The organism is Nonomuraea sp. LP-02 (assembly GCF_036289125.1).
GTDB classification, from domain to species: Bacteria; Actinomycetota; Actinomycetes; order Streptosporangiales; family Streptosporangiaceae; genus Nonomuraea; species Nonomuraea bangladeshensis.
The window spans coordinates 4,673,107-4,696,235 of record NZ_JAXCLK010000001.1; the positions used below are offsets into that span (position 1 = coordinate 4,673,107).

The window sequence follows — 23,129 nt, forward strand, 5'->3', positions numbered from 1 at the left end:
GCTGTCACGGGTTGCCGGAGCGGCACGTGGGCGACGTGCTGAACTCGACGGACGCCCCCGTGGCGTCGCTGATCACGGCGCGGATGTCGTACCTGAAGGTGGGCTGACAGCCGATCGTCACGAAGGTCTTGCCGTCGAGCGAGGCCACGTTGGAGCCGTTGACGTACCAGCGCACGGCGACCGGCGCGACGCCGCCGCTGAAGGAGACCTCGCAGAGGAACCGCCGCGCGAGCGGTTCGCAGCCGCCCCCGGTCAGGGTCAGGCTCGCCGTCGCCGTCGTCGCCGAGGCGGAGGAGGACGCGAGCACCCCCGGGGCGGCGAGCAAGCCTGCGGCGAGCACGACAGGCAAGGCCATCTTGTACGACTTGCGCATTCCTGTCTCCTTGTGAGGACGATGAGATGGGACGTCCACCCAGACTTCTGCCGGCTTGACTCTGCCGTTACGTCAATATCTAGCGTCACGAGGGAGCCGGAAGATCCGGCCTGGTGAACGGTACGGGACGGTGAGCAGGCAATGGCGTGGTCGATCGCCGAAGTGGCGCGGATGTCGGGAGTGACGTCGAGGACGCTGCGCCACTATCACGAGATCGGGCTGCTGGAGCCTGCCCGGGTCGGCGGCAACGGCTACCGCCACTACGAGGAGGACCAGCTCCTGCGGCTGCAACAGATCCTGGTGCTGCGGGAGATGGGCCTCGGTCTCGCCGAGATCAAAGAGATCGTCGACCGGCACACCGACCCCCTGGCCGCCCTGCGCGAACATCACCAGCGCGTGCTGCAGGAGCGCGACCGCCTGGACGCGGTGGCGCGCATGGTGGCCAGAACCATCACCGAGCTTGAGAACAGCGAAGGGAAGGACGGCATGTCCAGAATCAGCAAGCCGGAGAACCTGTTCGAGGGATTCGACAGCGCCCGCTACAGCGAGCAGGCCCGCGAGCAGTGGCCCGGACACTGGGAGCAGTCCGGGCAGCAGGAGCTCCTGGACACCCTGGCTCCCGAAGAGCTCGGCCGGATGCAGCAGGAGGCGACGGCGGGGATGATCCGGATGGCCGAGCTCATGGCCGCCGGGACCCCGGCGGACGACCCCGCGGTGCTCGCCGAGCTCGACGTCCACTACCGGCAGCTGAGCCGGTTCTGGGCGCCGACCGCCGAGCAGTACGCCCACCTGGGCCGGATGCAGGTCGATGACGAGCGGTTCAGGGAGAACTACGAGCGGATCGCCGACGGGCTGGCCGCGTACATGCGGGACGCCATGGCCGCGTACGCGCACGCCCGGCTGAGCTGAACACCGGGAATCCGCTAGATCGTAGGGCCGGTGGGATTCGAACCCACACTAACAGCCACCTAAAGACTGCGCCTCTGCCATTGGGCTACGACCCCTGGTGAACTGCCCGCCCGGCAGTTCGGCCAATCTTACACGGGTCAGGCCAGGCCGAGCTTCTTCTTCAGCGAGGCCACGTGCCCGGTCGCCTTGACGTTGTAGAGGGCGTGCTCCACCTTGCCGTCGCCGTCGATGACGAACGTCGAGCGGATCACGCCCTCCACCTCCTTGCCGTAGAGCTTCTTGAGCCCGTACGCCGCGTACGCCTTATGAACGCCCAGGTCGGGGTCGGAAAGCAGCGGGAAGGTCAGCCCGTCGCGCTCGGCGAACTGGGCCAGTTTCGCCGGCTTGTCCTTGGACACCCCGAGCACCACGAACCCTTCGGAGGTGAGCTGCCCCAGACTGTCACGGAAATCACAGGCCTGCTTGGTGCAACCGGGCGTCATCGCGGCAGGGTAGAAATAGAGGATCACCCGCTTGCCGCGGTAGTCCTCCAGCGAGACGGCGCCGCCGGCGGCGGTGGGTAGCGTGAACTCGGGCGCGGCGTCGCCGGGCGCGAGCTTGGTTTCGGTCATGTGGCCCTCCTCGAGTTCTTCCCGCCAACCTACCGGCCCGGCCGGCGTCCCGTACCGCACGCGGACCTGACAGACTGATCACGACCGGGCACGGTCGAGAGGAGAGCCATGGCTGACACCGATCCCGACGAGCTGGAGCGACGCATCGCACGGGCACGCGCGGAGCTGGCGCAGACGGTCGACGCCATCGCCGACCGGGTGAACCCCAAGCGGGTCGCCGAGCGCACGGTGGCCGACGTCAAGACCCGGGCCGGGCACTTCGTGGCGTCCGTGGGCGACGCGCTCGGGGTCACGCCGCGGCCGGTCGAGTACAGCGACGACCCCGCCCAGGTGTGGGAGGACGAACGCCCCAGCCTGGCGCCGGTGCTCATCGGGGTGGGCGCGGTGCTGGTCGTGGGCGCCGCCATCGCGCTCCTGCGCCGCCGCCGTCGCCGCTGACGAGCACCGGCCGTCAGAGGAAGGTGCGGCCCTCACCCCGGTACGTCGGCACCGTCTCCACGACCTTGTCCCCCTCCACCAGGTGCAGCGCGTCGAACCGCTCGCACAGCTCCCCCGCCTTCGCGTGCCTGAACCACACCCGGTCACCCATCCGCAGGTCCTGCGCCGCCTGCCCGAGCAGCGGCGTCTGCACCTCGCCCGCTCCCTCGTCGGGCGCGTAGCGCAGGCCGGCGGGCAGGTACGGCTGCGGCAGCCGGCTCGGCCCCGCCGACCCCGAGGCCGGATAGCCGCCGCCGAGCACCGTCACCACGTCGGGCCGGGGCCGGCGCACCACCGGCAGCGCGAAGAGCGCGGCCGGGCGGCCGGTGAAGCGGCGGTAGAAGTCGAACAACCGGGGATGGAACAGCCCGGACCCGGCACCCACCTCGGTGACCGCCTTCTCCCGCACCGTCAGCTCGACGCTGCCGGTGCCGCCGCCGTTGACGAACTCCAGCTCGGCGAACTGCCGTACGGCGTTGACCACGCGCCCGCGCCGGACGATCAGCTCGCGGGCCGAGCGCGCCTGCATGAGCCGGATGGCTCGCGCGTAGGCGGCCTGCCCGCGCGGCGCGTCGCCCACGCCCGCGATCTGAGCCTCGTACGCCAGCAGCCCCACCAGCCGCAGCCCCGGCCGTTTGGCGATCTCGGCGGCCAGGTCGGCGGCGTCCTCGGGCTGGCGGATCGGCGAGCGCAGCGCACCCGCACGGAACCTGCCGCCGAGCGCGACGTACCCGGCGTCGACGTCGAGGCAGAGCCGGAGCTCGGCCCTCGGCCCCGCGCCCTGCACGGCGTGCTCGATGAAGTCCAGGTGGGCGGCGGAGTCGACGGTCACCGTGATCTGGCGGGCGGCCTCGGCGTCGGCCGCGAGGGCGGCGAGCGCGTGCCGGTCGGCCGTCGGGTAGGCGACCAGGATGTCGGTGAAGCCGTGCCCGGCCAGCCACAGCGCCTCGGGGAGCGTGAACGCCATGACGCCGCGGAAGCCGTCCATGGCGAGGACGCGTTCGAGCACGGGGCGGCTGCGGATCGACTTGCTGGCCACCCGGATCGGCTTGCCTCCCGCCCGCCGGACGAGGTCGGCCGCGTTGGCGCGCATGGCCGCCAGGTCGAGGATGGCGAAGGGAGGCTCCAGCTCAGCGGTGGCATGGTCGTAGCGCCGGCGGTCGTCCATATGAGCAGCGTAACGACATACGGAACAAATGAATATGAGTGCTGTTCGTGTTCGGTCGGCTTCCCGTAAGGATCAGGCAAACCGGCGGCGAGGACAGGACGCCCCCGCCCGGCCCCCGTGTACGTCTGATGCTCGTGATGACCACCCTCCAGCGGCAACGCTCCCCCGGTGCGCCCGCCGCTCCGCGGCAGAGCACGCTGCGCCGGGCGCGGCGGGCACTCAGGCCGGCGCGTACCCTGCCCGGCGCCGTCGTGTCGCTCACGCTGGCCGGCGGGCTCGGGGCGAGCGCCGCCGAAGTGGTCGCGGCGCTGCTCGGGCACCCGCTCGGCTGGGTGCCGCTGAACGAACTGGCCGACTTGGCGGGCCGTACCCCGTGGCCGGAGACGTCCACGACGGCCCTGGCCCTCGCCGGCACGGGCACGCTGATGCTGCTGCTCGCCGCCGTCCCCGGCCGCTCCCGGCTCGTGCCGGTGGAGACCACCGACCCGCTCATCGTCATCGGCATCACCCGCAGGGGCCTGCGCCGTACCCTGCGGGCCGCCGCCCAGCAGGTGCCCGGCGTGCACCGGGCCAACGTACGGCTGCGCCGCCGCACCATCGAGGTCACCGTCGTGACGGACGGCGAGAGCTCAGGCTCGATGCTCCGCCAGGTCGGCACCGCCGTCGGCGACCGCCTGGCCGGGGTGGGCACGCTCGCCGCCGGCGAGGTCGTCGTCCGGCTGCTCGGGAAAGGCGGCTGATGGCTGAGCTGCGCCAGTACAGGGGCAACCGCATCGGCCTGGCCGTCGTGGGCGGCACACTGGCCGCAGCCGGCACCTACGCCTGGCTCCGCGGCCACGGCCGCTTCCTCGGTCTGCCGCCGAACGCCAAGGTCCTGCCCGCGCCCGCCGCCCGCGCCCTGACCGACGCCGCCTGGCCCCTGTGGGCGCTCGCCCTCGTCCTGCTCCTGCTGGCGCTGGCCGCGCTGCGCTGGCTGCTGCTCTGCCTCGGCTGGGGCCGCCGCGGCGCCCACAACGGCACCGGCACCGCCATGCTGTACGTCGGGCTCAAGAACGTGGACGGGCTGAGCAAGGCCAAGGTGCGGCTGGGCCCCGACGGCCTGCGCCTCGCGCTCACCTGCCCGGCGGCCGCGGACGTCGGCGCCGTGGCGGGCAAGCTCGACCAGGACGTCATCGGCCGGATCCGCCGCGAGCTCAGCGACGACGAGACCCCGGCGATGGCCCGCCTGCACGTACGCCGGTAGTCCCGGGGCTCAGGCCACACTGACCGTGATCGTATGCCAGCCGGTCGCGCCGTCCGGGGCCGGCGGGGCCTCCTGCTCCGTCTGGGTGTAGCCGGTGGCGTCGGTGGCGCGTACCTGGAGGGTGTGGGAGCCGGGCGTGGCGTCCCAGTCCAGCGACCACTGCCGCCAGGTGTCCGGGCCCGGCACGTCGGCCAGCTTGGCCTCCCGCCACGCGCCGCCGTCAACCCGTACCTCGACGGCCGCCACGCCCTTGTGCTGGGCCCACGCCACGCCGGCGATCGTCGTACGGCCCGGCTTGAGCGAGGCGCCCGAGCCCGGCACGTCGATGCGGGACTGCGTCTTGATCGGGGCCTTGGCCGCCCAGCCGCGCGGCGTCCAGTACGCCTCGTCCCGGTCGAACCTGGTCACCTTGACGTCCACCACCCACTTCGTGGCCGACACGTACCCGTACAGGCCGGGCACCACCTGGCGCACCGGAAACCCGTGCTCGACCGGCAGCGGCTCACCGTTCATGGCGACCGCGAAGAGCGCCTCGCGCCCGTCCATCACGACATCCACCGGGGTGCCGCAGGTGAATCCGTCCGCGGACGTGGACAGCAACATGTCGGCATCGGCGTGCAGACCGGCGCGGCGCAGAATCTCCGGCATCCGGACCCCGAGCCAGCGAGCGTTGCCGGCGAGCCGCCCGCCCACCTCGTTGGAGACGCAGGTGAGCGTGACGTCGGCCTCGGTGAGCGGCATCCGGAGCAGATCGGCGTACGTGATCTCGACGGGCCGGTCCACCATGCCATGGATCCGCAGCGTCCACGTACCGGGATCGACCTGGGGGAGGACGAGGGCGGTGTCGACCCGGTAGAAATCCCGGTTGGGGGTGATGAAGGACGACAGCCCGCCGATGCGCAGGTCCGCGCCGGCGGGGATCGGCTTGGCCGGGGTGGCGGGCGCGGGCAGCGCCACGTTCACCCGGGCGAGGTCCACCGCTCGGGACCCGGCCAGCCGGCTGCCGACCACCGCCCCCGCCCCGGCCACCACCAGCCCCCCGGCGACCCCGGTCAGCAACCGCCGCCGGTCGAAGGTCTGCGGTGCACCGCTCTCCCGCATGACGGCAGGCCGCTCGGCCCCGCCGCTCGCCCGCATCACGGCCGCCTCGTCGCGATCCTGGCCGGAAGGGGCCTCCGAGACGGCCGGGACGGTGGCACGGCGAAGCAGCCAGGCGAGCGTCCACATCCCGCCGGCGGCCCCCGCGAGCGTCGGCAGAACGTCCACGACCGAGGCTCCCGGACGGGTGACGACAGCGACCAGCCCCACCACCGCGAACGCCGCCAACCCCGCCATCCCGTACGCGACCCGCCGCCGCGCGAGCACGCCGATGACCGCCGCCACGACGGCGAGCAGCACCAGCACGCCCCAGACGAGCACCGTCTTGTCGTTCTCGCCGAAGGTCGTGATCGCGAAGTCCTTGACGGGCGCGGGCGTCAGGTCCACAACGCCGTCGCCCACCGCGATGACGGGCGAGGTCTGCGGCCCGAAGAGCCCCGCCACGAGTTGCGCCAACCCGAGGGCCACGCCGCCGGCCGTCAGCCCGGCCAGCGCACCCGCCCAGTCGGGCACCGAGATGTTCCTCTGCACACTGCCGACGCTACGCCCTGGGCCACCACCCGGTTCTTACGCGATGGTTACGAGATCCCCCAGCCCCTCGCTCCTTACGTCGTGCGGAATGTCAGGCCAGCTTTCGGCGAGGGCCGACGGGCGTCTGGGGGGTGTCGAGCCAGAGCCGCTGTCCCTCACGATCGACGGACATGCCGAACCGCTCCAGCCCCGGCTCCCCCAGGCTCACCCACTGGAAGTACGCGCGGGTCACCTCCTCCCAGAGGTGGCGGTCGCCGAGCTCGTACACCCATGACTCGCCGTCAGGTTCGTAGATGGCGACACCCCACTGTCCGGGGTCGCCGGGGTCGAGGAGGAACATCCGGTCGTCGTCGTCCAGGCGCATGCACAACCCGGTCAGGGCCGATATCACCAGATCAGCGCCCGCCGGCGCGTAGGTGATCGTGCGGGGATCCAGCTCGGTGGTGAACCGTCGGCCGCTGCCGTCGTCCGGGTCGCCCGGGGTGGTGGCGCATTGGGAACGCATCATCATGTACCGGGTGTCGCAGGGGAATCTCCCGATGGCGCTGCCGTCCGGTGTGGTGACCAGCCGCAGGCAGTGGTCGGAGTCGAATCCGGGCGAGTACGGGGTGACGATGACCGCGCCGGGGCGGCACTGCTCGACCCAGGCGTAGGGAACGGTGTGGACCGCGCAGGTCACGTGCACGCGGTCGTACGGTGCGCCCTCCGGCCATCCGGCCGCGCCGTCGCCGACGATCAGGTGCGGGTGCACGCCGGCCGCCACGAGGTTCTTCGCCGCCTGCTCGGCGACGGCCGGGTCCACTTCGATGGACGTGACCCGGGACGCGTCGCCGACGAGGTGGGCCAGCAGCGCGGCCGTCCATCCGGTGCCGGTGCCGACTTCGAGTACACGGTGTCCGGGCTCAGGGTCAAGTTGCGTGAGCAGGTCGACCACCGTGCCCGGCGAGGAGTTGGAGGAGGTGTAGCGGCCCTCCACTGCGCGGATGTCCGTCGCGCCCATGTCGAGCTGCGTCACGATGGCGGACGGCCCGTACACGGTCGCCCACCACGATTCAGGGTCGTTGTCGCGGTCGATGAGCCGGGGGCCGGCCTCGGTCAGAGCGACCCCTACATGGGGGACGAACCGGTGCCTCGGCACGGCGTACAGCGCGTCGATGATCGCGTCGGCGATCGGGGCGCGGGTCTCGCTGATCGCGGCGATCATGCCGCCGGTAGCCAGGTCGAGGTCAGGTGTCACTTCTTCGGACCGCCGCCGTGCGAGCCTCCCTTGCCACCGTCACTGTCGCCTTCTTTTTTGCCGGGCGCGGGCGGCTGGAACGGCTTCAGCTTGGGCTCGTCGCCCTTGTGCTTGCCCATGTGATGTCCTCCTACAACTAGACGTACGCTCTCCGCTACGATACGACTACCGTCAGTTATTCACAAGAAGCTGCGCGGTACGCCCGGGGTTGCCACAGCAGCTCGGGTACGTACGGCTTCGCAGCAGAGCCGTCGAGAAAGAAGTCCACCCACCTTGCGCCGGTGTCCGGGAGCCGGCTGTCCACGACCAACCCCAGGGAGGCGGTGTCGGTGACCGCCAGCCAGAGGACGGCGGCCACGGCGCGGTGGGCCTCATCCGTCGTCAGGCCGTCCAGATCGAACTCGATCAAGGCCACGTCACCGCGAGCCGAGATCGACGTCAAGACGTCGGTGTCGGCATCGATCCACAACTGCACCGTCAGTGGCCGAGGCAGGTTCGCCTCGGTCAGGAGCGCGTCGAACGTGGTCTCCACCGGGCCACACTCGGCCAGGTAGCGTACGGCACCTGTGTGCGGATGCGTGAGCCGCAGACCGTAGGGCGCCAGCCGGCCGAGTGAGCTGAGCAGGACTGCCCGGGATTCGGATCGTCGAACCCACATTGCTTCTCCGAATCCCATGGCCTTCCTAGCGGGTGAATCGCACGACGTTCTCGGTGCCGAGGATCCGCATCGCCACCTGAATTGTGCTGCCCTCGAAGTAGGCGATGGGCGAAACCATTGTCGCGCTGTCGTCCAAGCGACGTGGACGATGCCGGAAGTGGAGGAAGCCTGCGAAGATCGCAGTGTGCCGATCTTCCGTTTGGTCCTGATCGCCGTCGCAGTGCTGGTCGCCGCCGTCCTGGCCTTCCCTCAGTCGGTTCCGAACGGGATCGGCCGCCTCGGCAGCCTGGTCGAGACGTTCCTGCCGTGGCTGGCGCTGGCCGTTCCCGTGCTGCTCGGCCTGGCCTGGTGGCGGCGTTTCACGGCGGGCGCGCTGGCCGCGCTGCTGCCGCTCGCCGCCTGGCTCGCCCAGTTCGGCGGACATCTGCTGCCCCGAGGGGAGCCGCCACATCACCTGGTTGCCGTGCAGCACAACGTCAGTGACGAGAACCCCGACCCGGCCGGCACGGCGCGCACGCTGATCGCGGCCCGGCCGGATGTGATCGGCCTGGAGGAACTCCTGCCGGCAGCCCTGCCGGCCTGGGAGGACGCGCTGCGCGGCGACTACCCCTATCGGACAGTGCACGGCACCGTCGGCCTCTGGTCCCGCCACCCCCTCGCGGAAACCGCGCCGGTGGACATCCGCCCGCACGACGTCGGGCCGGACTGGAACCGCGGGCTGCGCGCCGTTGCCCGCACCCCGCACGGCGACATCGCGGTCTACGTCGCCCACTTGCCCTCCGTACGCATCGGCCTGGGAGGATTCGACGCCGTACGCCGGGACGAGAGCGCCCGCCGGCTCGGCGCGGTGCTGGCCGCCGAGCCGCTCGGCCGCGTCCTTCTGCTGGGCGACCTCAACAGCACCGTCGACGATCGCGCGTTGCGCCCGGTCCTCTCGCTGATGGCGGCCCCGCCACGCGACTTCGCCTTCAGCTGGCCGGCTCGCGTCCCGCTGGCGCGCATCGACCAGATCCTGACCCGCGCGATGGTGGTGACCGAAATCCACTCGCTGCCGAGAACGGGCAGCGACCACCTGCCGATCGCCGCCCGCATCCGCCTCTGACCGACTTCAGGCCCTCAACGGAATCTGTCGACCCTGTCGAGATGACCGATCCGCGCAGAGGCGATCAGGTGGCGAGCAGTTCGCGCACCAGTGGCGCGAGCGCGCGGAAGGCCCGCCCCCGATGGCTGATGGCGTCCTTCTCCTCGGGGGCCAGCTCGGCGGTCGTGCGCCGCTCCCCCTCGGGGACGAAGATCGGGTCGTAGCCGAAGCCGTGCTCCCCGCGCGGCGCCCTCACCAGATGCCCCGGCAGCGTGCCCTCGACAACGCGCTGCTCACCGGACGGCAGCGCCAGAGCGGCGACGCAGGCGAAGTGGGCGCTCAGCTTCTCGGCGGGAACGTCGGAGACCTGGGCGAGCAGCAGGTCGAGGTTGGCCTGGTCGTCGCCGTGCCGCCCCGACCAGCGGGCCGAGAAGACGCCCGGCATGCCGTTGAGCACGTCGACACACAGCCCGGAGTCGTCGGCGACGGCGGGCAGGCCCGAGCCCTGGGCGACGGCGTGCGCCTTGAGCAGGGCGTTGTCCTCGAAGGTGACGCCCGTCTCGGCGACGTCGCCGATCTCGGGGAACTCCTCCAGCCCGACGATGTCGAACCCGGACAGGATGCGGCGCAGCTCGGCGATCTTGCCGGGGTTGCGGGTGGCGAGGACGATCCTCATGACTCCAGGGCCTCCTGCTGGATGAGCGTCAGCTCCTCGCACCCGGCCACGGCGAGGTCGAGCAGCCGGTCGAGCAGGGCACGGTCGAAGGGCGCACCCTCGGCGGTGCCCTGCACCTCGACGAAGCTGCCCTCGCCGGTCATGACGACGTTCATGTCGGTCTCGGCGGCGACGTCCTCGGTGTAGCAGAGATCGAGCATCGGCACCGAGCCGACCACCCCGACGGAGACGGCGGAGACCGAGCCGATCAGCGGGTCGCCGGGGCACATGCGGCGCTCGCGCATCCAGGCGACGGCGTCGGCCAGCGCGACGTACGCGCCGGTGATGGCGGCCGTACGGGTGCCGCCGTCGGCCTGCAGCACGTCGCAGTCGAGCAGCACGGAGTTCTCCCCCAGCGCCTTGTAGTCGACGCAGGCGCGCAGCGAGCGGCCGATCAGGCGGGAGATCTCGTGCGTACGCCCGCCGATCTTGCCGCGGACCGATTCGCGGTCGTTGCGGGTGTTGGTCGCCCGCGGCAGCATCGCGTACTCGGCCGTGACCCAGCCCTGCCCGCTGCCCCGCCGCCAGCGCGGCACGCTGTCCTGGACGGAGGCCGCGCAGAGCACCCGCGTGCCACCGAACTCGACCAGCACCGAACCTTCGGCGTGCGCCAGCCAGTTGCGGGTGATCGTGATGGGACGGAGCTGGTCAGGGGTGCGGCCATCCTGTCGGGACATGCAGATCACCCTATCTCCGCCCCACGACGCTCTTGACCAAATGTGTCGGCCACATGGATCCTTACGCAATGACAACGGGGGTGTTGCGCAACCCTGACTTCCTCCGGTTCCTCAGCTCACATCTGGCCAGCGAACTCGGGGCGAACATCTCCCGGGTCGCGCTTCCGCTGGTGGCCGTACTCGTGTTGCACGCCGGGCCGGCCGAGGTCGGGCTGCTCACGGCGTTGCAGACCACCGCATATCTGGTGATCGGCCTGCCCGCGGGGGTGTGGGTCGACCGGATGCGCAGGCGGCGCGTGATGATGGCGTCCGACCTCGCCAGGTTCGTGCTGGTCGGGAGCGTTCCGGTGGCGGCGGAGCTGGGTGCGCTGACGATGCCGATGTTATGCGTGGTCGCGCTGCTCGCGGGCACCGCTCAGGTGTTCAACGACGTGGCTGACCAGACGTACCTGCCGAGACTCGTACGAGGGCCGCAGCTCGCCGACGGCAACGCGAAGCTGGAGACCGTACGCGCGGCGTCGTTCCTGTCCGGGCCCGCGATCGGTGGCGCGCTGGTGGAGCTGGTCGGCGCCTCGCGCACGATCGCGGCCACCGCGCTCGGCTCGCTCGCCTCGATGCTCTTCCTGACCACCATCAGGACGCCGGACGAGCCGCGCCGGGCGGACGGGCGCGAGCCGCTGCTGCGGGGCATCCGCGAGGGGCTGGCCTATCTGTGGCAGGACCGGCTGATGCGGATGTTCACGGCGTCGTCCGCCATCTCCAACCTGTCGGTGAGCGGCGTGCTCGGCCTGTCGGTGCTGTTCCTCGCCGACGTGGTCAGGCTGGAGCCGGCCCTGCTCGGCGCGCTGCTCACCGCCGGCGGCGTCGGCGGCATGGTGGGCGGGCTGAGCGCGGGGTGGCTGTCGCGGCGGCTGGGGGCGGCGCGGATGACCTGGCTGGCCGCCGTGATCGTCCCGCCGTTCTGCCTGCTGCTGCCGATGACGCAGGCGGACTGGCGGGCGTCGTTCTTCGCGGTGACCTCGTTCGCGATCTCGTACGCGGCGGCGATGAGCAACATCGGCCAGCTCACCTACCGCCAGACCGTGACCCCCGAGCACCTGCTCGGCCGGGTCAACGGCTCGGTGCGCTTCCTCGTGTGGGGCACGATGCCGGTGGGCGCGCTGCTCGGCGGGCTCATCGCCGCGCAGCTCGGGGTCCGTCAGGCGCTCTGGATCCTGCTGACGGGCCGGGCGCTCGCGTTCGTGCCGCTGCTGTTCTCGCCGCTGCCGCGGATGCGGGAGTTCGACGAGGCGGGCGAGGTTCAGGCCAGGTCGTAGTCAGGCGAGGTCGTAGACCGCGCCGCTGCGGGCCAGCTCGATCGGGCCGCCGTAGCCGCCGCGACCGGCCTCGGCGAGCACCTCGGCCTGGTCGTTCCACGGCACGAGGTGGGTCAGGACGAGCCGGCCGACGCCGGCCGCGGCGGCGTGCTCGGCGGCCTGGCGGCCGGTCATGTGCAGGCCGGCCGGCAGGTCGGGCCGCTCGACGAACGACGCCTCGCACAGCAGCAGGTCGGCGTTCTTGGCCAGCGTGACCAGCTCCTCGCACTCGCCGGTGTCGCCCGAGTACGCGACGACGCGACCGTTCGCGGCCACGCGGAAGCCGTACGCCTCGACCGGGTGGTTGACCAGCCCCGCGGTGACCGTGAACGGGCCGAGCTCGAAGCTGCGTGGCTCCAGCGGCACGAAGTCGAACGCGGTCTCCAGGCCGGGCTCGTCCGGCATGCCGTACGCGGCCGCCAGCCGGGCGGGCGCGTCGGCGGGCGCGTGCACCGGCAGCACCGGGTACGGGGCCCGCGGCCCGTAGGTGCGGGCGACGTGATAGCCGCAGAGGTCCAGGCAGTGGTCGGCGTGCAGGTGGGAGAGGCAGATCGCGTCCACGTCATACAGCCCGATGTGGCGCTGGAGCGCGCCGAGCGCCCCGCTGCCGAGGTCGAGCAGCAGCCGGAAGCCGTCGGCTTCGAGCAGGTAGCAGGACGCGGGGCTGTCGGGGCCCGGGTAGCTTCCGGAGCAGCCGACGACGGTCACCTTCATGTGGGCTCCTTTTCGTTGCGACGCTCGGCGGCGTCGCGGCTCGGCCGCGCGGCCCGGGCGTCCAGGACCCCCCAGCCGCCGCCGAGGGCGGCCAGCGGCGCGGGCGCCGGACGAGCCGGGCGGCCGTTCACGGTGGTACCCCCCACGGGTGCGACTTCGACCGCGTCGATCTCGGGACCCAGGAACCGCCGCCCGAGGCGGGCGAAGAGCCGGGGGTCGCCGGTGGCGAGGAAGCGGTGCCGGGGGGTGGCCCCGCCTCCCGACGCCAGGCCGCGGTCGTGCAGGATCCGGTAGACGTCCTTGGCCGTCTCGTCGGCGCTGGAGACCAGCGTGACCTCCTCGCCGGCGACGTACGAGATCGCGCCCGCGAGCAGCGGATAGTGGGTGCAGCCGAGGATGAGAGTGTCGCACCCGGCGGCCCTGACGGGCTCCAGGTAGTCGCGTACGACCTCGATGAGCTCGCCGCTCATCGTCTCGCCTCGTTCGACGTACTCCACCAGGCGTGGGGCGGCCACGCCGGTGAGCTGCACGTCGGGAGCCGCGGTGAAGGCGTCGTGATAGGCCATGGACTCGATGGTGGCCCTGGTGGCGATCACGCCGACCCTGCCGTTGCGGGTCGCGCGCACGGCGCGCCTGGTGGCGGGGTGGATCACCTCGACGACGGGCACGTCGTAGCGCTCGCGGGCGTCGCGGAGCACGGCGGCGCTGGCGCTGTTGCACGCGATCACGAGCAGCTTGACGTCGAGCTCGACGAGGTGGTCCATCACCTCCAGGGCGCAGGCGCGGACCTCGGGGATGCTCTTCGGCCCGTACGGCTGCCGGGCCGTGTCGGCCACGTAGGTGATGGACTCGTGGGGAAGCTGGTCGATGATCGCGCGGGCGACCGTCAGGCCGCCGACCCCGCTGTCGAATATCCCGATGCTCGTGTCCGGCACGCTTCAGAGGGTAGGCGACCAGGGCGATCAACACTGCGTAAGAATGCTCACATGTGCGACTCCTGAGCAGGATGCGATGTCGCCTTGGTCACATCCGTACGCTTCGCTGCCGGTCAGCCCCTTCCCACCCGGGCGAGCTGGCGGGACTGCGCGACCAGGCGGCCGGTGGAGTCGCGCACCTCGACCTCCTCGTCGAACCAGCCGTCGGAGATCATCCGGCCGCCGCCGATGAGCGTGAGCCAGCCGGGGGCGGGCAGGGCGCGCAGGTGCCAGGTGAGGTCCACGGTCGGGGCCCAGCCGCGCGCCCCGGCCGAGAAGACCACGGGGGGCAGGGCGTCCACGGCCAGCGCCAGCACGTACGGGTCCGGGTCCTGCGGTTCGGCCATGCGGAAGTAGGCGCGTGACTCGGGGCGGCCGGTCGGCTCGCCCTTGAGCCAGCCGATCGTGGGCGGGTCGAAGCGCAGCTCCATCTGGGCGTTCAGCGTCATGCCGGACTCGGGCTTGGGGTCGGGGAGCCTGAGGCAGTCCTCGACGGGCGGCATGGGGTGGACCTCGTCGTCGTGGTAGTCGGGGGCCGCCCCGCTGAGCGTGGCGGTGGTGATCAGTCCCTCGATCTTGGCCGTGCCGTCCTGGACGAGCGTGGCGCGGGCGAACGCGGCCGTCCGGCCCGCCTTCAGCGGCTCCACCCGCACCTGCGCGGGCCCGGGGACGGGCGCCTTGAGGAACTGCGCGGTGGTGCTCACGGGGTGCTCGAACGGCGAGGCGTCGACCACCGCGCGCAGGATCACGGCCATGAGGTAGCCGCCGTTGAGCGGGCCGCCGATCGAGTAGCCGGGGTCGAGGCACACGTCATACGTGGTGTCGTCGATCTTGATCGCCTGCGTTGCCTCGTCGAACTTCGTCATCCGCCTCACCCGTGAAGTCTGGAACTATATTCTAGTCGTCACATACTCTACGGCATCCCCTCATCCGCGCGCCTACCTGGGGAAACGTGATCGGACTGAGACAGTTTGATCATGGCAACTGTTACCCAGCTCATCGGCCAGGCCGTCTGGGACGCCAACGGGGTGTGGGTCGGGCACGTGGTCGACATCCGGGTGGTCCGGCACAAGGGCGAGCTCCAGCAGAGTCACACGGTCTACGGGCTCGTGGTCTCCCAGCACCGCGCCCCGCTCCTGCTCGGGCTCACCCGCGAGCGCGAGGGGCGTTCGCCCTGGGTGTCGAAGGCGCTCGCGCGGGTGCTGTACGCCGGATGCGCGTTCGTCCCCTGGGCGGACGTGGCCGACTACGGCGGGGGCGAGGTGCACATCAGCGCCTTGAAGGGCGAGCTTGACCGCGTGTAAGGGACGGATCCAGCGTTCTGCAAGCGCCTGATAAGCAGCAGGCACTATGTTCCGATGTGGCCAGAAGTCCACATTGTGAGTGAAGTGATGTCTGCGAATAACCCCCCTTACGGTGCTGGGCAGGATCCTGACCGCACCCAGGCATACAACTGGAACCAGGGACAGCCCTATCCGCCACAGCAGGGCCAGCCGGCGCACCAGCAGCAGCTTCCTCAGGGCGGCTGGCAGCAGGAGCAGATCCAGCAGGGCCAGTACGGCCAGCAGTACGGGCAGCAGTACGGGCACCAGGGCCAGTCCGGCCAGCAGCAGTACGGGCAGCAGCAGTACGGCCAGCCCCAGTACGGGCAGCAGCCCCAATACGGGCAGCCGGGCCAGTACACCCAGCCCCAGTACGCACAGCAGGGCGCCTACGCCCAGCAGGACCTCTACGGCCAGCAGCAGGGCTGGCAGCAGCAGCCGCCCGCGCAGCCCCCGAAGAAGGGCCGCAAGGGCTGGCTCGTCGCCGGCGCCGCGGCGCTCGCCGTGGTCGTGCTCGGCGGCGGCGCGGTCTGGGCCGTCGGCGCGCTCGGCGGCGGCGGCACGCAGCCGGCCGACGTCCTGCCCGCCAACGCGATCGCCTACGCCCGCCTCGACCTGGACCCCGCCGCCAACCAGAAGCTGGCGCTGTTCCAGCTCGCCAGGAAGTTCACGGTCACCAAGGACGCCTTCTCCGGCGACGACCCGCGCAAGGCGCTGTTCGACACCCTCAACGAGGACTACGACAGCAAGCTCGACTTCGCCAAGGACGTCGATCCGTGGCTGGGCAGCAGGATCGGCTTCGCCGCCGTCCCCTCCGGCAAGGAGGAGCCCGACTTCGCGGTGGCCGTCCAGGTCAAGGACCAGGAGCAGGCCAAGACCGGCCTGACCAAGCTGATGGACGGCGAGAAGTTCGGCATCGCCTTCCGCGACGACTACGCCCTGCTCACCCCGACCCAGGCGCTGGCCGAGAAGTACGCCGGCGCCGACGACAGCCTGGCCGACAACGCCGAGTTCAGCGACGACATGGACGCCGTCGGCGAGCAGGGCGTGCTGTCGTTCTGGACCGACATGGGCGGCCTCGTCGACCTGGCGGGCAAGCAGATCCCCGCCGACCAGCGCGCGGCGGTCGAGCAGGTCAAGGACGCCCGCTTCGCCGGCGCGCTCCGCTTCGACAGCTCCTACGTCGAGCTCGCCGGCACCGTACGCGGGGCCAAGGGCCTGACGCCGGAGGGCGACCTGCCGCAGGCGAACCTCGGCACGCTGCCCGCCTCCACCGCGGGCGCCCTGTCGATCTCCGGCCTCGACCAGGTGGTCACCAAGCAGTGGGCGGAGATCGAGAAGCAGGCCACGGCGACCGGCTCGGCCGAGATCACGCAGCTCCTCCAGCAGGCCAAGACCCAGTACGGCCTCAGCCTGCCCGGCGACCTCGCCACGCTGCTCGGCAAGAACCTCACGGTCGCGGTCGACTCCGAGGGCCTGAGCGGCGACCAGCTCAAGGCGGGTGTGCGGATCGCCACCGACCCGGCCAAGGCGCAGACCGTCTTCGAGAAGGTGGAGAAGGCGATGACGGCGAGCGGCCAGCCCGCCCCGAAGATCGCCAAGGTCACCGGCGACGGCGTCTTCACGGTGGCGACCAGCGACGCCTACGCCAAGTCGCTGTCCGAGGAGGGCACGCTGGGCGACTCGGAGACGTACAAGACGGCGGTCGCGGACGGCGACGAGGCCAACTACGCGCTCTTCGTGGACCTCGACAAGGTGGAGAGCCTCTACCTGGAGTCCATGCAGGGCGACGACAAGGCCAACCTTCAGGTGCTGCGGGCCGTGGGGCTGAGCGGCAAGATGACGGACTCGGAGGCGACGTTCTCGCTCCGGGTGCTGTTCAACTGACGTGAGATCAAGGGCGGCCCGGCGGGCCGCCCTTTCTCGTGCGCTCTAGGCCCAGAGCTGGCCTTCGAGGCGTTCTTCCGCCTCGTCCAGGGTGCCCTCGTAGGCACCCGTGGACAGGTATTTCCAGCCGCCGTCGGCCACCACGAAGACGACGTCGGCCCGCTCGCCGGCCTGGACCGCCTTCTTCGCCACGCCGAGCGCGGCGTGCAGCGCGGCCCCGGTCGAGACGCCGGCGAAGATGCCCTCGGCGGCCAGCAGCTCGCGGGTGCGCCGCAGCGCGTCGGCCGAGCCGACCGAGAAGCGCGTGGTCAGCACCGACTCGTCGTAGAGCTCGGGGATGAAGCCCTCGTCCACGTTGCGCAGGCCGTAGACCAGCTCGCCGTAACGCGGCTCGGCGGCCACGATCCGCACGTCCGGCACCTGCTCGCGCAGGAAACGGCCGACGCCCATGAGCGTGCCCGTGGTGCCGAGACCGGCCACGAAGTGCGTGACGGTGGGCAGGTCGGCGAGGATCTCGGGGCCCGTGGTCTCGTAGTGGGAGCGCCAGTTGGCCGGGTTGCCGTACTGGTAAAGCATGACCCACGACGGGTTCTCCGCGGCGAGCTGCTTGGCGACGCGGACCGCCTCGTTGGAGCCGCCGGCGGCGGGCGAGGAGATGATCTCCGCGCCCCACATGCGCAGGAGCTGGCGGCGCTCCTCCGAGGTGTTCTCCGGCATGACGCAGATCAGCTTGTAGCCCTTGAGCTTGGCCGACATGGCGAGCGAGATGCCGGTGTTGCCGCTCGTGGGCTCCAGGATCGTGCAGCCGGGCGTGAGCAGGCCGTCCTTCTCGGCCTGCTCGACCATCCAGAGCGCGGGCCGGTCCTTGATGGAGCCGGTCGGGTTGCGGTCCTCCAGCTTGGCCCAGATCCGTACGTCATCGGACGGCGACAACCTCGGCAGGCCGACGAGCGGCGTGCGGCCCACCGAGTCGATCAGTGAATCGAAACGCATGTCATCCGCCGGCGACGGCGGGGAGGACGGTCACCGTGTCACCGTCGGACACCGGGGTGCCGAGGCCGCCGAGGAAGCGCACGTCCTCGTCGTTGAGGTAGACGTTGACGAAGCGGCGCAGGCCGCCGGCCTCGTCCACCAGGCGGTTCTTGATGCCCGGGTGGTTGGTCTCCAGGTTGGTGATCAGCTCGTCCAGGGTCGCGCCCTCGGCGTTCACGGCCTTCGCGCCGTCGGTGTAGTTGCGAAGGATCGTCGGAATGCGAACCTCGATGGCCATCGCGGTCAGTCTCCTCATGAGTGGTCAGTCGTCGTCCAACGGGCGTCAACGCCCAGGGTGTGGCAGGTGTTCCACGCTCAGCGACAGTCGTAGACGACGACGGCCGGAGTGTGCGCGAAGAGGAAGCTCTGCACAGGCCGGACCATCATGGGAGGAACTCTACCTCTTCCTCCGTTACCACCCCATCGAGGATGCGGAAGGAGCGGAACTCCGTCTCGCCCTCCTCGCGCGTCGAGACCAGCACGTAGTGGGTGTCGGGCTCGGAGGCGTAGGAGATGTCGGTGCGCGACGGGTAGGCCTCGGTGGCCGTGTGCGAGTGGTAGATCACGACGGGCGTCTCGTCGCGGTCGTCCATCTCGCGCCAGACGCGGAACTGTTCCTTGGAGTCGAAGCGGTAGAAGGTCGGCGAACGCTCGGCGTTCTCCATCGGGATGAACCGCTCCGGCACACCGTTGCGGCCGGCGATCACCCCGCACGCCTCGTCGGGATGGTCGGCCCGGGCATGGGCGACGATCTTGTCAGCGAGTTCCTGCGCGATCGACAGCATGGCCCGGAAGTTACCAGAGGGCCCGGACCAGGCTGTCCTGGAGGTAGGTCAGCCAGTCGTAGGTCACGTACGCCGGGTAGCGGGGGTCGTCCTCGGACATCATCGCGATCTCGTCGTGCACCTCCTCGGTCACCTCCAGCTTGGTGCCGAGCGTGAGGCGGACGTCGTTGAGCGCGCGCAGCCACGCCTGCGCCTGCTCCGGGGTCAGCTCGAAGCGGCCCGGGGCGGCGGTGTCGTGGACGGTCTGGGCGTCGGCCCGCTTGCCCTCGCGCAGCGTCGCCTCGGTGTAGCGGCGGAACTCGGAGGCGTCCTTCTCGTCCTCGTACGCCGAGGGGAACAGCCGCGCCAGCACCGGGTCCGACGGCGCCTCGCCCCCGCCGATGCCGAGCGCCCGCTCCAGCGGATCGTCGCTGGTCTCCCCCGGCGGAACCAGGCCGAGCATCATCGACACCAGCGAGCGCAGCAGGGAGATCTCCGCGGCCTCGAACCGCGCGACCACCCGCCCGCCCTCCCCCGGCGAGAACCCCGAACTCACCCGAACCTCTTCTTCACGCGCGTCGAGAGCGTCATACGCCCTACTTGACCGAATCCGGCTGGAGCGTCGCCCACAAGCCGTAGGAGTGGAGAATCTGCACATCGCGCTCCATCTCTTCGCGCGTGCCGCTGGACACCACGGCCTTGCCCTTGTGGTGCACGTCCAGCATGAGTTTTTCGGCCTTCTCCCTGGTGTAGCCGAAGACCGTCTGGAAGACGTAGGTCACGTAGGACATCAGGTTGACAGGGTCGTTCCACACGATGGTTACCCAGGGCAGATCGGGCCGGACGTCCGATGACGGACGCTCGACGGCGATTGGAGCGGTGGTACCCACATCCGCAAGTCTGCCCTATCTGAGTCGTAGTCTTCGAGTCGTGACAATGACCATGAGCACTGCGTTGCTCACAGATCACTATGAGCTGACGATGCTGCAGGCGGCCCTGCGCAGCGGCGCGGCGCACCGGCGCGCGGTCTTCGAGGTGTTCGCCAGACATCTGCCCGGCGGCCGCAGGTATGGAGTCGTCGCAGGAACCGGGCGTGTCCTCGACGAGCTCGAACGCTTCCGTTTCGGTGACGAGGAACTCACCTTCCTGCGCGAGCACCGGGTCGTCGACGAGGCCACCCTGGCGTTCCTGGCCGACTACAGGTTCACCGGGAACATCTGCGGCTACCAGGAGGGCGACCTCTACTTCCCCGCCTCCCCCATCCTCGTCGTCGAGGGGACCTTCGCCGAGGCCGTGCTGCTGGAGACGCTGATCCTGTCGATACTCAACCACGACTCCGCGATCGCCTCGGCGGCCTCCCGCATGGCGAACGCGGCCGGCGAGCGGCCCCTCATCGAGATGGGCTCGCGGCGCACCCACGAGGAAGCGGCCGTGGCGGCGGCCCGCGCGGCCTACATCGCCGGGTTCGCCTCGACCTCCAACCTCATGGCCGGCCACCGGTACGGCATCCCCACCGCGGGCACCGCCGCCCACGCCTTCACGCTGCTGCACGACACCGAGCGGGCGGCGTTCGAGGCGCAGATCGCCTCGCTCGGGGCCGCCACCACCCTGCTGGTGGACACCTACGACGTGGCCGAGGGGGTGCGCACGGCCGTCGAGCTGGCCGGGACCGAGCTGGGCGCGGTCCGCATCGACTCCGGCGACCTCGCCGCCGCGGCCCAGGAGGTACGCCAGCAGCTCGACGCGCTCGGCGCCTTCGACACCCGCATCCTCGTCACCTCCGACCTGGACGAGTACGCCATCGCCGCCCTCGCCGCCGCCCCCGTGGACGGTTACGGCGTCGGCACCTCGCTGGTGACCGGTTCCGGGGTGCCGACGGCGGCGCTGGTGTACAAGCTGGTGGCGCGCGAGACGGCGAGCGGCGAGCTGGAGGCCGTGGCCAAGCGCTCGGTGGGCAAGCCGTCGCGGGGCGGGCGCAAGGAGGCGTACCGGCTGCTCGACGACTCCGGGCACGTCGAGACCGAGCTGATCACGACCGGCGGCGTGGTCCCCGAGGGCGGCATACCCCTGCTGCACGACCTGGTGCGCGACGGCAAGGTGGTCGGCAGGGAGTCCCTGGCCGAGGCCCGCGAGCGCCACCGGCACGCGGTCGCCACCCTCCCCCTGGAGGCCCTGCACCTGGGCAGGGGGTACGCGGCGATCCCGACCGAGTTCGCGTGACGTATCGTGCTCTTATGGGCACCGCGCTGATCATCGTCGATGTGCAGAACGACTTCTGCGAGGGTGGCAGTCTCCCCGTGGCCGGCGGCTCGGCCGTGGCCGCGGCGATCACCCACCACGTGAGCGAGCACGGCTACGACCATGTGGTGGCCACCCGCGACTATCATGTCTCCCCCGGCGACCACTTCGCCGAGTCCCCCGACTACGTCTCCTCCTGGCCCGCCCACTGCGTGGCGGGCACGCCGGGCGCCGACTTCCACCCGTCGTTCGACGTCTCGGCGGTGGAGGAGGTCTTCAGCAAGGGCGCGTACACCGCGGCCTACAGCGGCTTCGAGGGCGAGAGCGGCGACGGCGTGACGCTGATCGACTGGCTGCGTGAGCGCGGGGTGAACGAGGTGGACGTCGTCGGCATCGCCACCGACCACTGCGTGGGCGCCACCGCCCTCGACGCCGTGAAGCACGGGCTCACGGTGCGGGTGCTGCTCGACCTCACGGCCGGGGTGTCGCCGGAGACGACCGAGACCACGATGGCGGAGCTGAAGCGGGCGGGCGCCACGCTGACCGGGGCTCCCGTTACGGGCTGACCACAACCGCTGTTCACGTTGCGTACGCGCTTCGCAACGCAGCGGTCATGTGATAGTCAAGAGGATGAACCCTCTCCGGAGCCGCAGTAGTACGGAGAGTGACACATGATCCTCTAACTCGAAGGTTTTCCATGCTGGCCCTCTCACTCGGGGCGGCCTGGCTGCTCCTCGCTCCGCTGAGCCTCTGGCTCCTGTTCCGAGGCCGTCCGCTGGAGCGAGCGGGCGCGATCGTGACCCTGCTGCTGCTGGAGGCCGGCACGATCGTCATGGGCCGGCTCGCCACGCCGCACGCGACCCCCGGCCACACGGTCGTGGCCCACGACGTCGCGCCGCCGGCCTCCTGCGCGGGGCGTGCCCCCACCCCACGCTCGGCCCGGCTGGGCACGAGCCTCGTGCTCACCTGGGCGGCCCGCCGCCACGAGTGCGACACGGCGGAAGTCGCGATGCGCTCGCAGGGCCGGCGGCTGCTGGTCTGGCTGCACACCGGGCAACCGGCCCCGGCCGGCGGCGGGGGACGGCTCGCCTACACCCTGCCGGTGCACGTCAAGGGCCGCACCGCGGCGGTCACGGTGCCGCTGCCGAAGGACGCCGCCCGAGTCCCGGTCGACGGCCGCAACGGCCACCGCATCCCGCCGCCGCGCGGCTGAGCGAAGTCAGGGAGCCGCGACCGCGAGCCGCAGCGCGTCGTCGAACTGCGCGAACACCTCGAACGCGTGCCGCAACCCCGTGATCGACAACACCCGCGCCATCACGCCCTGCACCCCGCCGAGCAGCAGCCGGGTGCCCCGGGCCTCGCAGCGCTGCATGACGCCGACGAGCTCGTTCATGCCCATCGAGTCACAGAACTGCAGCTCGGCGAGATCGAGGATGAGAAACGGCGGCGGCGGCAGCTCCCAGACGAGCTCCAGGTGCTCCCGCAGCAGGGGCACCGCGTTGACGTCGAGCTCCCCTTCGAGCCGAAGGATCACGGCGTTGCGCGAGAGGCCGGAAGAGACGTAGAGCGTCGATTTTCGGTTGGCCTCATATGACATGGGCTGGAGTCCTTCTGCGCATCAACGCGAGCCAAGAGAGTTCTTGCCGCTTCTGCCGGGTCTCTAACGGAAAGCCACGGCTCTGTGGCCAAATGCGTATGGTTCAGGCGCGGCGGGTTTGAGGCGGCCGAATGACGCCCCTTACGTCAGCCCGCCGAGGATGAGGGAGGCGAGGACCAGCACGATGAGGAAGACGAGCAGGACGCCGGTGCCACTGACCATCACGACGACCTTGGTCCGCCGGGCCGCCCAGCGGATCACGGCCATTATGACGGTGATCAGGGCGGCCAGGAGCAGCAGGGTGGCACCCCTGGTGTCGGCGGTCTGGAGGACGGTCAGGGCAAAGGTGGAAGTCGAGAACATCATGAGGTGATCCCTGTATGGAGACGAGAACCGGGTCGAGTGCCACTCCGGCCGGGGGTGGAGGGGGTCAACGGGCTCGCAGCACGAGCGGCAGGATCGTCAACC

At 70.9% G+C, this 23,129-nt stretch carries 30 protein-coding genes and 1 tRNA gene; 11 read left to right on the forward strand and 20 right to left on the reverse strand.

Going from position 1 to position 23,129, the window contains the following annotated elements; genetic code table 11:
• Nucleotides 1-4 precede the first annotated feature (4 nt).
• Nucleotides 5-373, reverse strand: coding sequence for a hypothetical protein (locus SMD20_RS21650; protein WP_329583959.1), 369 nt, complete (start codon nt 371-373; stop codon nt 5-7).
• Between the two features lie 141 nt (nt 374-514).
• Between SMD20_RS21650 and SMD20_RS21655 the strand changes: the two genes are divergently transcribed.
• Nucleotides 515-1,282, forward strand: a complete 768-nt coding sequence (locus SMD20_RS21655; RefSeq protein ID WP_329583961.1) for a MerR family transcriptional regulator — start codon at nt 515-517, stop codon at nt 1,280-1,282.
• Nucleotides 1,283-1,304: 22 nt separating this feature from the next.
• Here the strand turns inward: SMD20_RS21655 and SMD20_RS21660 are convergent.
• Both SMD20_RS21660 and bcp read right to left on the reverse strand, forming a co-directional pair.
• Nucleotides 1,305-1,377: transfer RNA gene (locus tag SMD20_RS21660), tRNA-Leu, on the reverse strand.
• A 42-nt stretch (nt 1,378-1,419) separates the two neighbouring features.
• Nucleotides 1,420-1,893 carry a thioredoxin-dependent thiol peroxidase gene (gene bcp / locus SMD20_RS21665; protein ID WP_329583963.1) on the reverse strand — a complete coding sequence of 158 codons (474 nt, stop codon included), beginning with the start codon at nt 1,891-1,893 and terminating at the stop codon, nt 1,420-1,422.
• A 108-nt stretch (nt 1,894-2,001) separates the two neighbouring features.
• Between bcp and SMD20_RS21670 the strand changes: the two genes are divergently transcribed.
• Nucleotides 2,002-2,331, forward strand: coding sequence for a DUF3618 domain-containing protein (locus SMD20_RS21670; protein ID WP_329583965.1), 330 nt, complete (start codon nt 2,002-2,004; stop codon nt 2,329-2,331).
• A 13-nt stretch (nt 2,332-2,344) separates the two neighbouring features.
• Here the strand turns inward: SMD20_RS21670 and SMD20_RS21675 are convergent, their stop codons facing one another.
• Nucleotides 2,345-3,538, reverse strand: coding sequence for an amino acid deaminase/aldolase (locus SMD20_RS21675; protein WP_329583967.1), 1,194 nt, complete (start codon nt 3,536-3,538; stop codon nt 2,345-2,347).
• Between the two features lie 137 nt (nt 3,539-3,675).
• Between SMD20_RS21675 and SMD20_RS21680 the strand changes: the two genes are divergently transcribed.
• Both SMD20_RS21680 and SMD20_RS21685 read left to right on the forward strand, forming a co-directional pair.
• A complete protein-coding gene (locus tag SMD20_RS21680; protein WP_329583968.1) occupies nt 3,676-4,278 on the forward strand; it encodes a DUF6286 domain-containing protein in 603 nt (200 codons plus the stop codon).
• Nucleotides 4,278-4,781, forward strand: a complete 504-nt coding sequence (locus SMD20_RS21685) for a hypothetical protein (RefSeq protein WP_329583970.1) — start codon at nt 4,278-4,280, stop codon at nt 4,779-4,781. Before SMD20_RS21680 ends, SMD20_RS21685 begins: the two co-directional genes overlap by 1 nt.
• 9 nt (nt 4,782-4,790) lie before the next feature.
• On the opposite strand, the gene SMD20_RS21690 is transcribed toward SMD20_RS21685, so the two are convergent.
• The 4 genes from SMD20_RS21690 to SMD20_RS21705 all read right to left on the reverse strand — a co-directional run bounded on the left by SMD20_RS21690 (nt 4,791) and on the right by SMD20_RS21705 (nt 8,179).
• Nucleotides 4,791-6,410: a molybdopterin-dependent oxidoreductase gene (locus SMD20_RS21690; protein WP_329583971.1), complete on the reverse strand. Its 1,620-nt coding sequence runs from the start codon at nt 6,408-6,410 to the stop codon at nt 4,791-4,793.
• A 91-nt stretch (nt 6,411-6,501) separates the two neighbouring features.
• Entirely contained in the window at nt 6,502-7,647 is a 1,146-nt protein-coding gene (locus tag SMD20_RS21695; RefSeq protein ID WP_329583972.1) for a methyltransferase domain-containing protein, read from the reverse strand.
• Nucleotides 7,644-7,766 (reverse strand): hypothetical protein, encoded by a 123-nt coding sequence (locus tag SMD20_RS21700; RefSeq protein WP_329583973.1) that lies wholly within the window; start codon nt 7,764-7,766, stop codon nt 7,644-7,646. The genes SMD20_RS21695 and SMD20_RS21700 overlap by 4 nt, the downstream gene beginning before the upstream one ends.
• Nucleotides 7,767-7,822: 56 nt before the next feature.
• Nucleotides 7,823-8,179 carry a hypothetical protein gene (locus tag SMD20_RS21705; protein WP_329583975.1) on the reverse strand — a complete coding sequence of 119 codons (357 nt, stop codon included), beginning with the start codon at nt 8,177-8,179 and terminating at the stop codon, nt 7,823-7,825.
• Nucleotides 8,180-8,489: 310 nt separating this feature from the next.
• Between SMD20_RS21705 and SMD20_RS21710 the strand changes: the two genes are divergently transcribed.
• Nucleotides 8,490-9,407, forward strand: a complete 918-nt coding sequence (locus SMD20_RS21710; RefSeq protein WP_329583977.1) for an endonuclease/exonuclease/phosphatase family protein — start codon at nt 8,490-8,492, stop codon at nt 9,405-9,407.
• A 64-nt stretch (nt 9,408-9,471) separates the two neighbouring features.
• Here SMD20_RS21710 and rdgB read toward each other — a convergent pair whose 3' ends face one another.
• Both rdgB and rph read right to left on the reverse strand, forming a co-directional pair.
• Nucleotides 9,472-10,062 (reverse strand): RdgB/HAM1 family non-canonical purine NTP pyrophosphatase, encoded by a 591-nt coding sequence (rdgB, locus tag SMD20_RS21715; RefSeq protein ID WP_329583978.1) that lies wholly within the window; start codon nt 10,060-10,062, stop codon nt 9,472-9,474.
• Nucleotides 10,059-10,778 carry a ribonuclease PH gene (gene rph / locus SMD20_RS21720; protein WP_329583979.1) on the reverse strand — a complete coding sequence of 240 codons (720 nt, stop codon included), beginning with the start codon at nt 10,776-10,778 and terminating at the stop codon, nt 10,059-10,061. Before rph ends, rdgB begins: the two co-directional genes overlap by 4 nt.
• A 68-nt stretch (nt 10,779-10,846) precedes the next feature.
• On the opposite strand from rph, the gene SMD20_RS21725 reads away from it, so the two are divergent.
• Nucleotides 10,847-12,094: an MFS transporter gene (locus SMD20_RS21725; RefSeq protein WP_329583980.1), complete on the forward strand. Its 1,248-nt coding sequence runs from the start codon at nt 10,847-10,849 to the stop codon at nt 12,092-12,094.
• Here SMD20_RS21725 and SMD20_RS21730 read toward each other — a convergent pair whose 3' ends face one another.
• The 3 genes from SMD20_RS21730 to SMD20_RS21740 all read right to left on the reverse strand — a co-directional run bounded on the left by SMD20_RS21730 (nt 12,095) and on the right by SMD20_RS21740 (nt 14,687).
• A complete protein-coding gene (locus SMD20_RS21730; protein WP_329583981.1) occupies nt 12,095-12,847 on the reverse strand; it encodes an MBL fold metallo-hydrolase in 753 nt (250 codons plus the stop codon).
• Nucleotides 12,844-13,782, reverse strand: a complete 939-nt coding sequence (gene murI / locus SMD20_RS21735; protein WP_329583982.1) for a glutamate racemase — start codon at nt 13,780-13,782, stop codon at nt 12,844-12,846. The genes SMD20_RS21730 and murI overlap by 4 nt, the downstream gene beginning before the upstream one ends.
• Before the next feature lie 113 nt (nt 13,783-13,895).
• Complete coding sequence (locus tag SMD20_RS21740) at nt 13,896-14,687, reverse strand: thioesterase family protein (protein ID WP_329583984.1); 792 nt, start codon at nt 14,685-14,687, stop codon at nt 13,896-13,898.
• A gap of 111 nt (nt 14,688-14,798) precedes the next feature.
• Here SMD20_RS21740 and SMD20_RS21745 point away from each other — a divergent pair, with 111 nt between their 5' ends.
• Together SMD20_RS21745 and SMD20_RS21750 are read left to right on the forward strand one after the other, a co-directional pair.
• A complete protein-coding gene (locus tag SMD20_RS21745) occupies nt 14,799-15,125 on the forward strand; it encodes a hypothetical protein (protein WP_329583986.1) in 327 nt (108 codons plus the stop codon).
• An 87-nt stretch (nt 15,126-15,212) separates the two neighbouring features.
• A complete protein-coding gene (locus SMD20_RS21750; protein WP_329583987.1) occupies nt 15,213-17,030 on the forward strand; it encodes a DUF3352 domain-containing protein in 1,818 nt (605 codons plus the stop codon).
• A 45-nt stretch (nt 17,031-17,075) separates the two neighbouring features.
• Here SMD20_RS21750 and SMD20_RS21755 read toward each other — a convergent pair whose 3' ends face one another.
• The 5 genes from SMD20_RS21755 to clpS form a co-directional block, all read right to left on the reverse strand.
• A complete protein-coding gene (locus tag SMD20_RS21755) occupies nt 17,076-18,023 on the reverse strand; it encodes a PLP-dependent cysteine synthase family protein (protein ID WP_329583988.1) in 948 nt (315 codons plus the stop codon).
• Between the two features lies 1 nt (nt 18,024).
• Nucleotides 18,025-18,300: a MoaD/ThiS family protein gene (locus tag SMD20_RS21760; RefSeq protein ID WP_020546633.1), complete on the reverse strand. Its 276-nt coding sequence runs from the start codon at nt 18,298-18,300 to the stop codon at nt 18,025-18,027.
• Nucleotides 18,301-18,445: 145 nt separating this feature from the next.
• On the reverse strand, nt 18,446-18,847 hold the full coding sequence (locus SMD20_RS21765; protein ID WP_329583990.1) for a M67 family metallopeptidase: 402 nt from the start codon (nt 18,845-18,847) through the stop codon (nt 18,446-18,448).
• A 10-nt stretch (nt 18,848-18,857) separates the two neighbouring features.
• Nucleotides 18,858-19,382, reverse strand: coding sequence for a DUF2017 domain-containing protein (locus SMD20_RS21770; RefSeq protein WP_329583991.1), 525 nt, complete (start codon nt 19,380-19,382; stop codon nt 18,858-18,860).
• 40 nt (nt 19,383-19,422) lie between these two features.
• Nucleotides 19,423-19,716: an ATP-dependent Clp protease adapter ClpS gene (clpS, locus tag SMD20_RS21775; RefSeq protein WP_026215058.1), complete on the reverse strand. Its 294-nt coding sequence runs from the start codon at nt 19,714-19,716 to the stop codon at nt 19,423-19,425.
• Nucleotides 19,717-19,762: 46 nt separating this feature from the next.
• On the opposite strand from clpS, the gene SMD20_RS21780 reads away from it, so the two are divergent.
• From SMD20_RS21780 to SMD20_RS21790, 3 genes are all read left to right on the forward strand, one after another.
• Complete coding sequence (locus SMD20_RS21780; RefSeq protein ID WP_442942494.1) at nt 19,763-21,046, forward strand: nicotinate phosphoribosyltransferase; 1,284 nt, start codon at nt 19,763-19,765, stop codon at nt 21,044-21,046.
• Nucleotides 21,047-21,060: 14 nt separating this feature from the next.
• Nucleotides 21,061-21,630 (forward strand): isochorismatase family protein, encoded by a 570-nt coding sequence (locus SMD20_RS21785; protein ID WP_329583993.1) that lies wholly within the window; start codon nt 21,061-21,063, stop codon nt 21,628-21,630.
• A 131-nt stretch (nt 21,631-21,761) separates the two neighbouring features.
• Nucleotides 21,762-22,277 carry a hypothetical protein gene (locus SMD20_RS21790; protein ID WP_329583994.1) on the forward strand — a complete coding sequence of 172 codons (516 nt, stop codon included), beginning with the start codon at nt 21,762-21,764 and terminating at the stop codon, nt 22,275-22,277.
• A 6-nt stretch (nt 22,278-22,283) separates the two neighbouring features.
• On the opposite strand, the gene SMD20_RS21795 is transcribed toward SMD20_RS21790, so the two are convergent.
• Together SMD20_RS21795 and SMD20_RS21800 are read right to left on the reverse strand one after the other, a co-directional pair.
• Nucleotides 22,284-22,661 (reverse strand): STAS domain-containing protein, encoded by a 378-nt coding sequence (locus SMD20_RS21795; protein ID WP_329583996.1) that lies wholly within the window; start codon nt 22,659-22,661, stop codon nt 22,284-22,286.
• A gap of 141 nt (nt 22,662-22,802) precedes the next feature.
• Nucleotides 22,803-23,027, reverse strand: coding sequence for a hypothetical protein (locus SMD20_RS21800; protein ID WP_329583998.1), 225 nt, complete (start codon nt 23,025-23,027; stop codon nt 22,803-22,805).
• Nucleotides 23,028-23,129 lie beyond the last annotated feature (102 nt).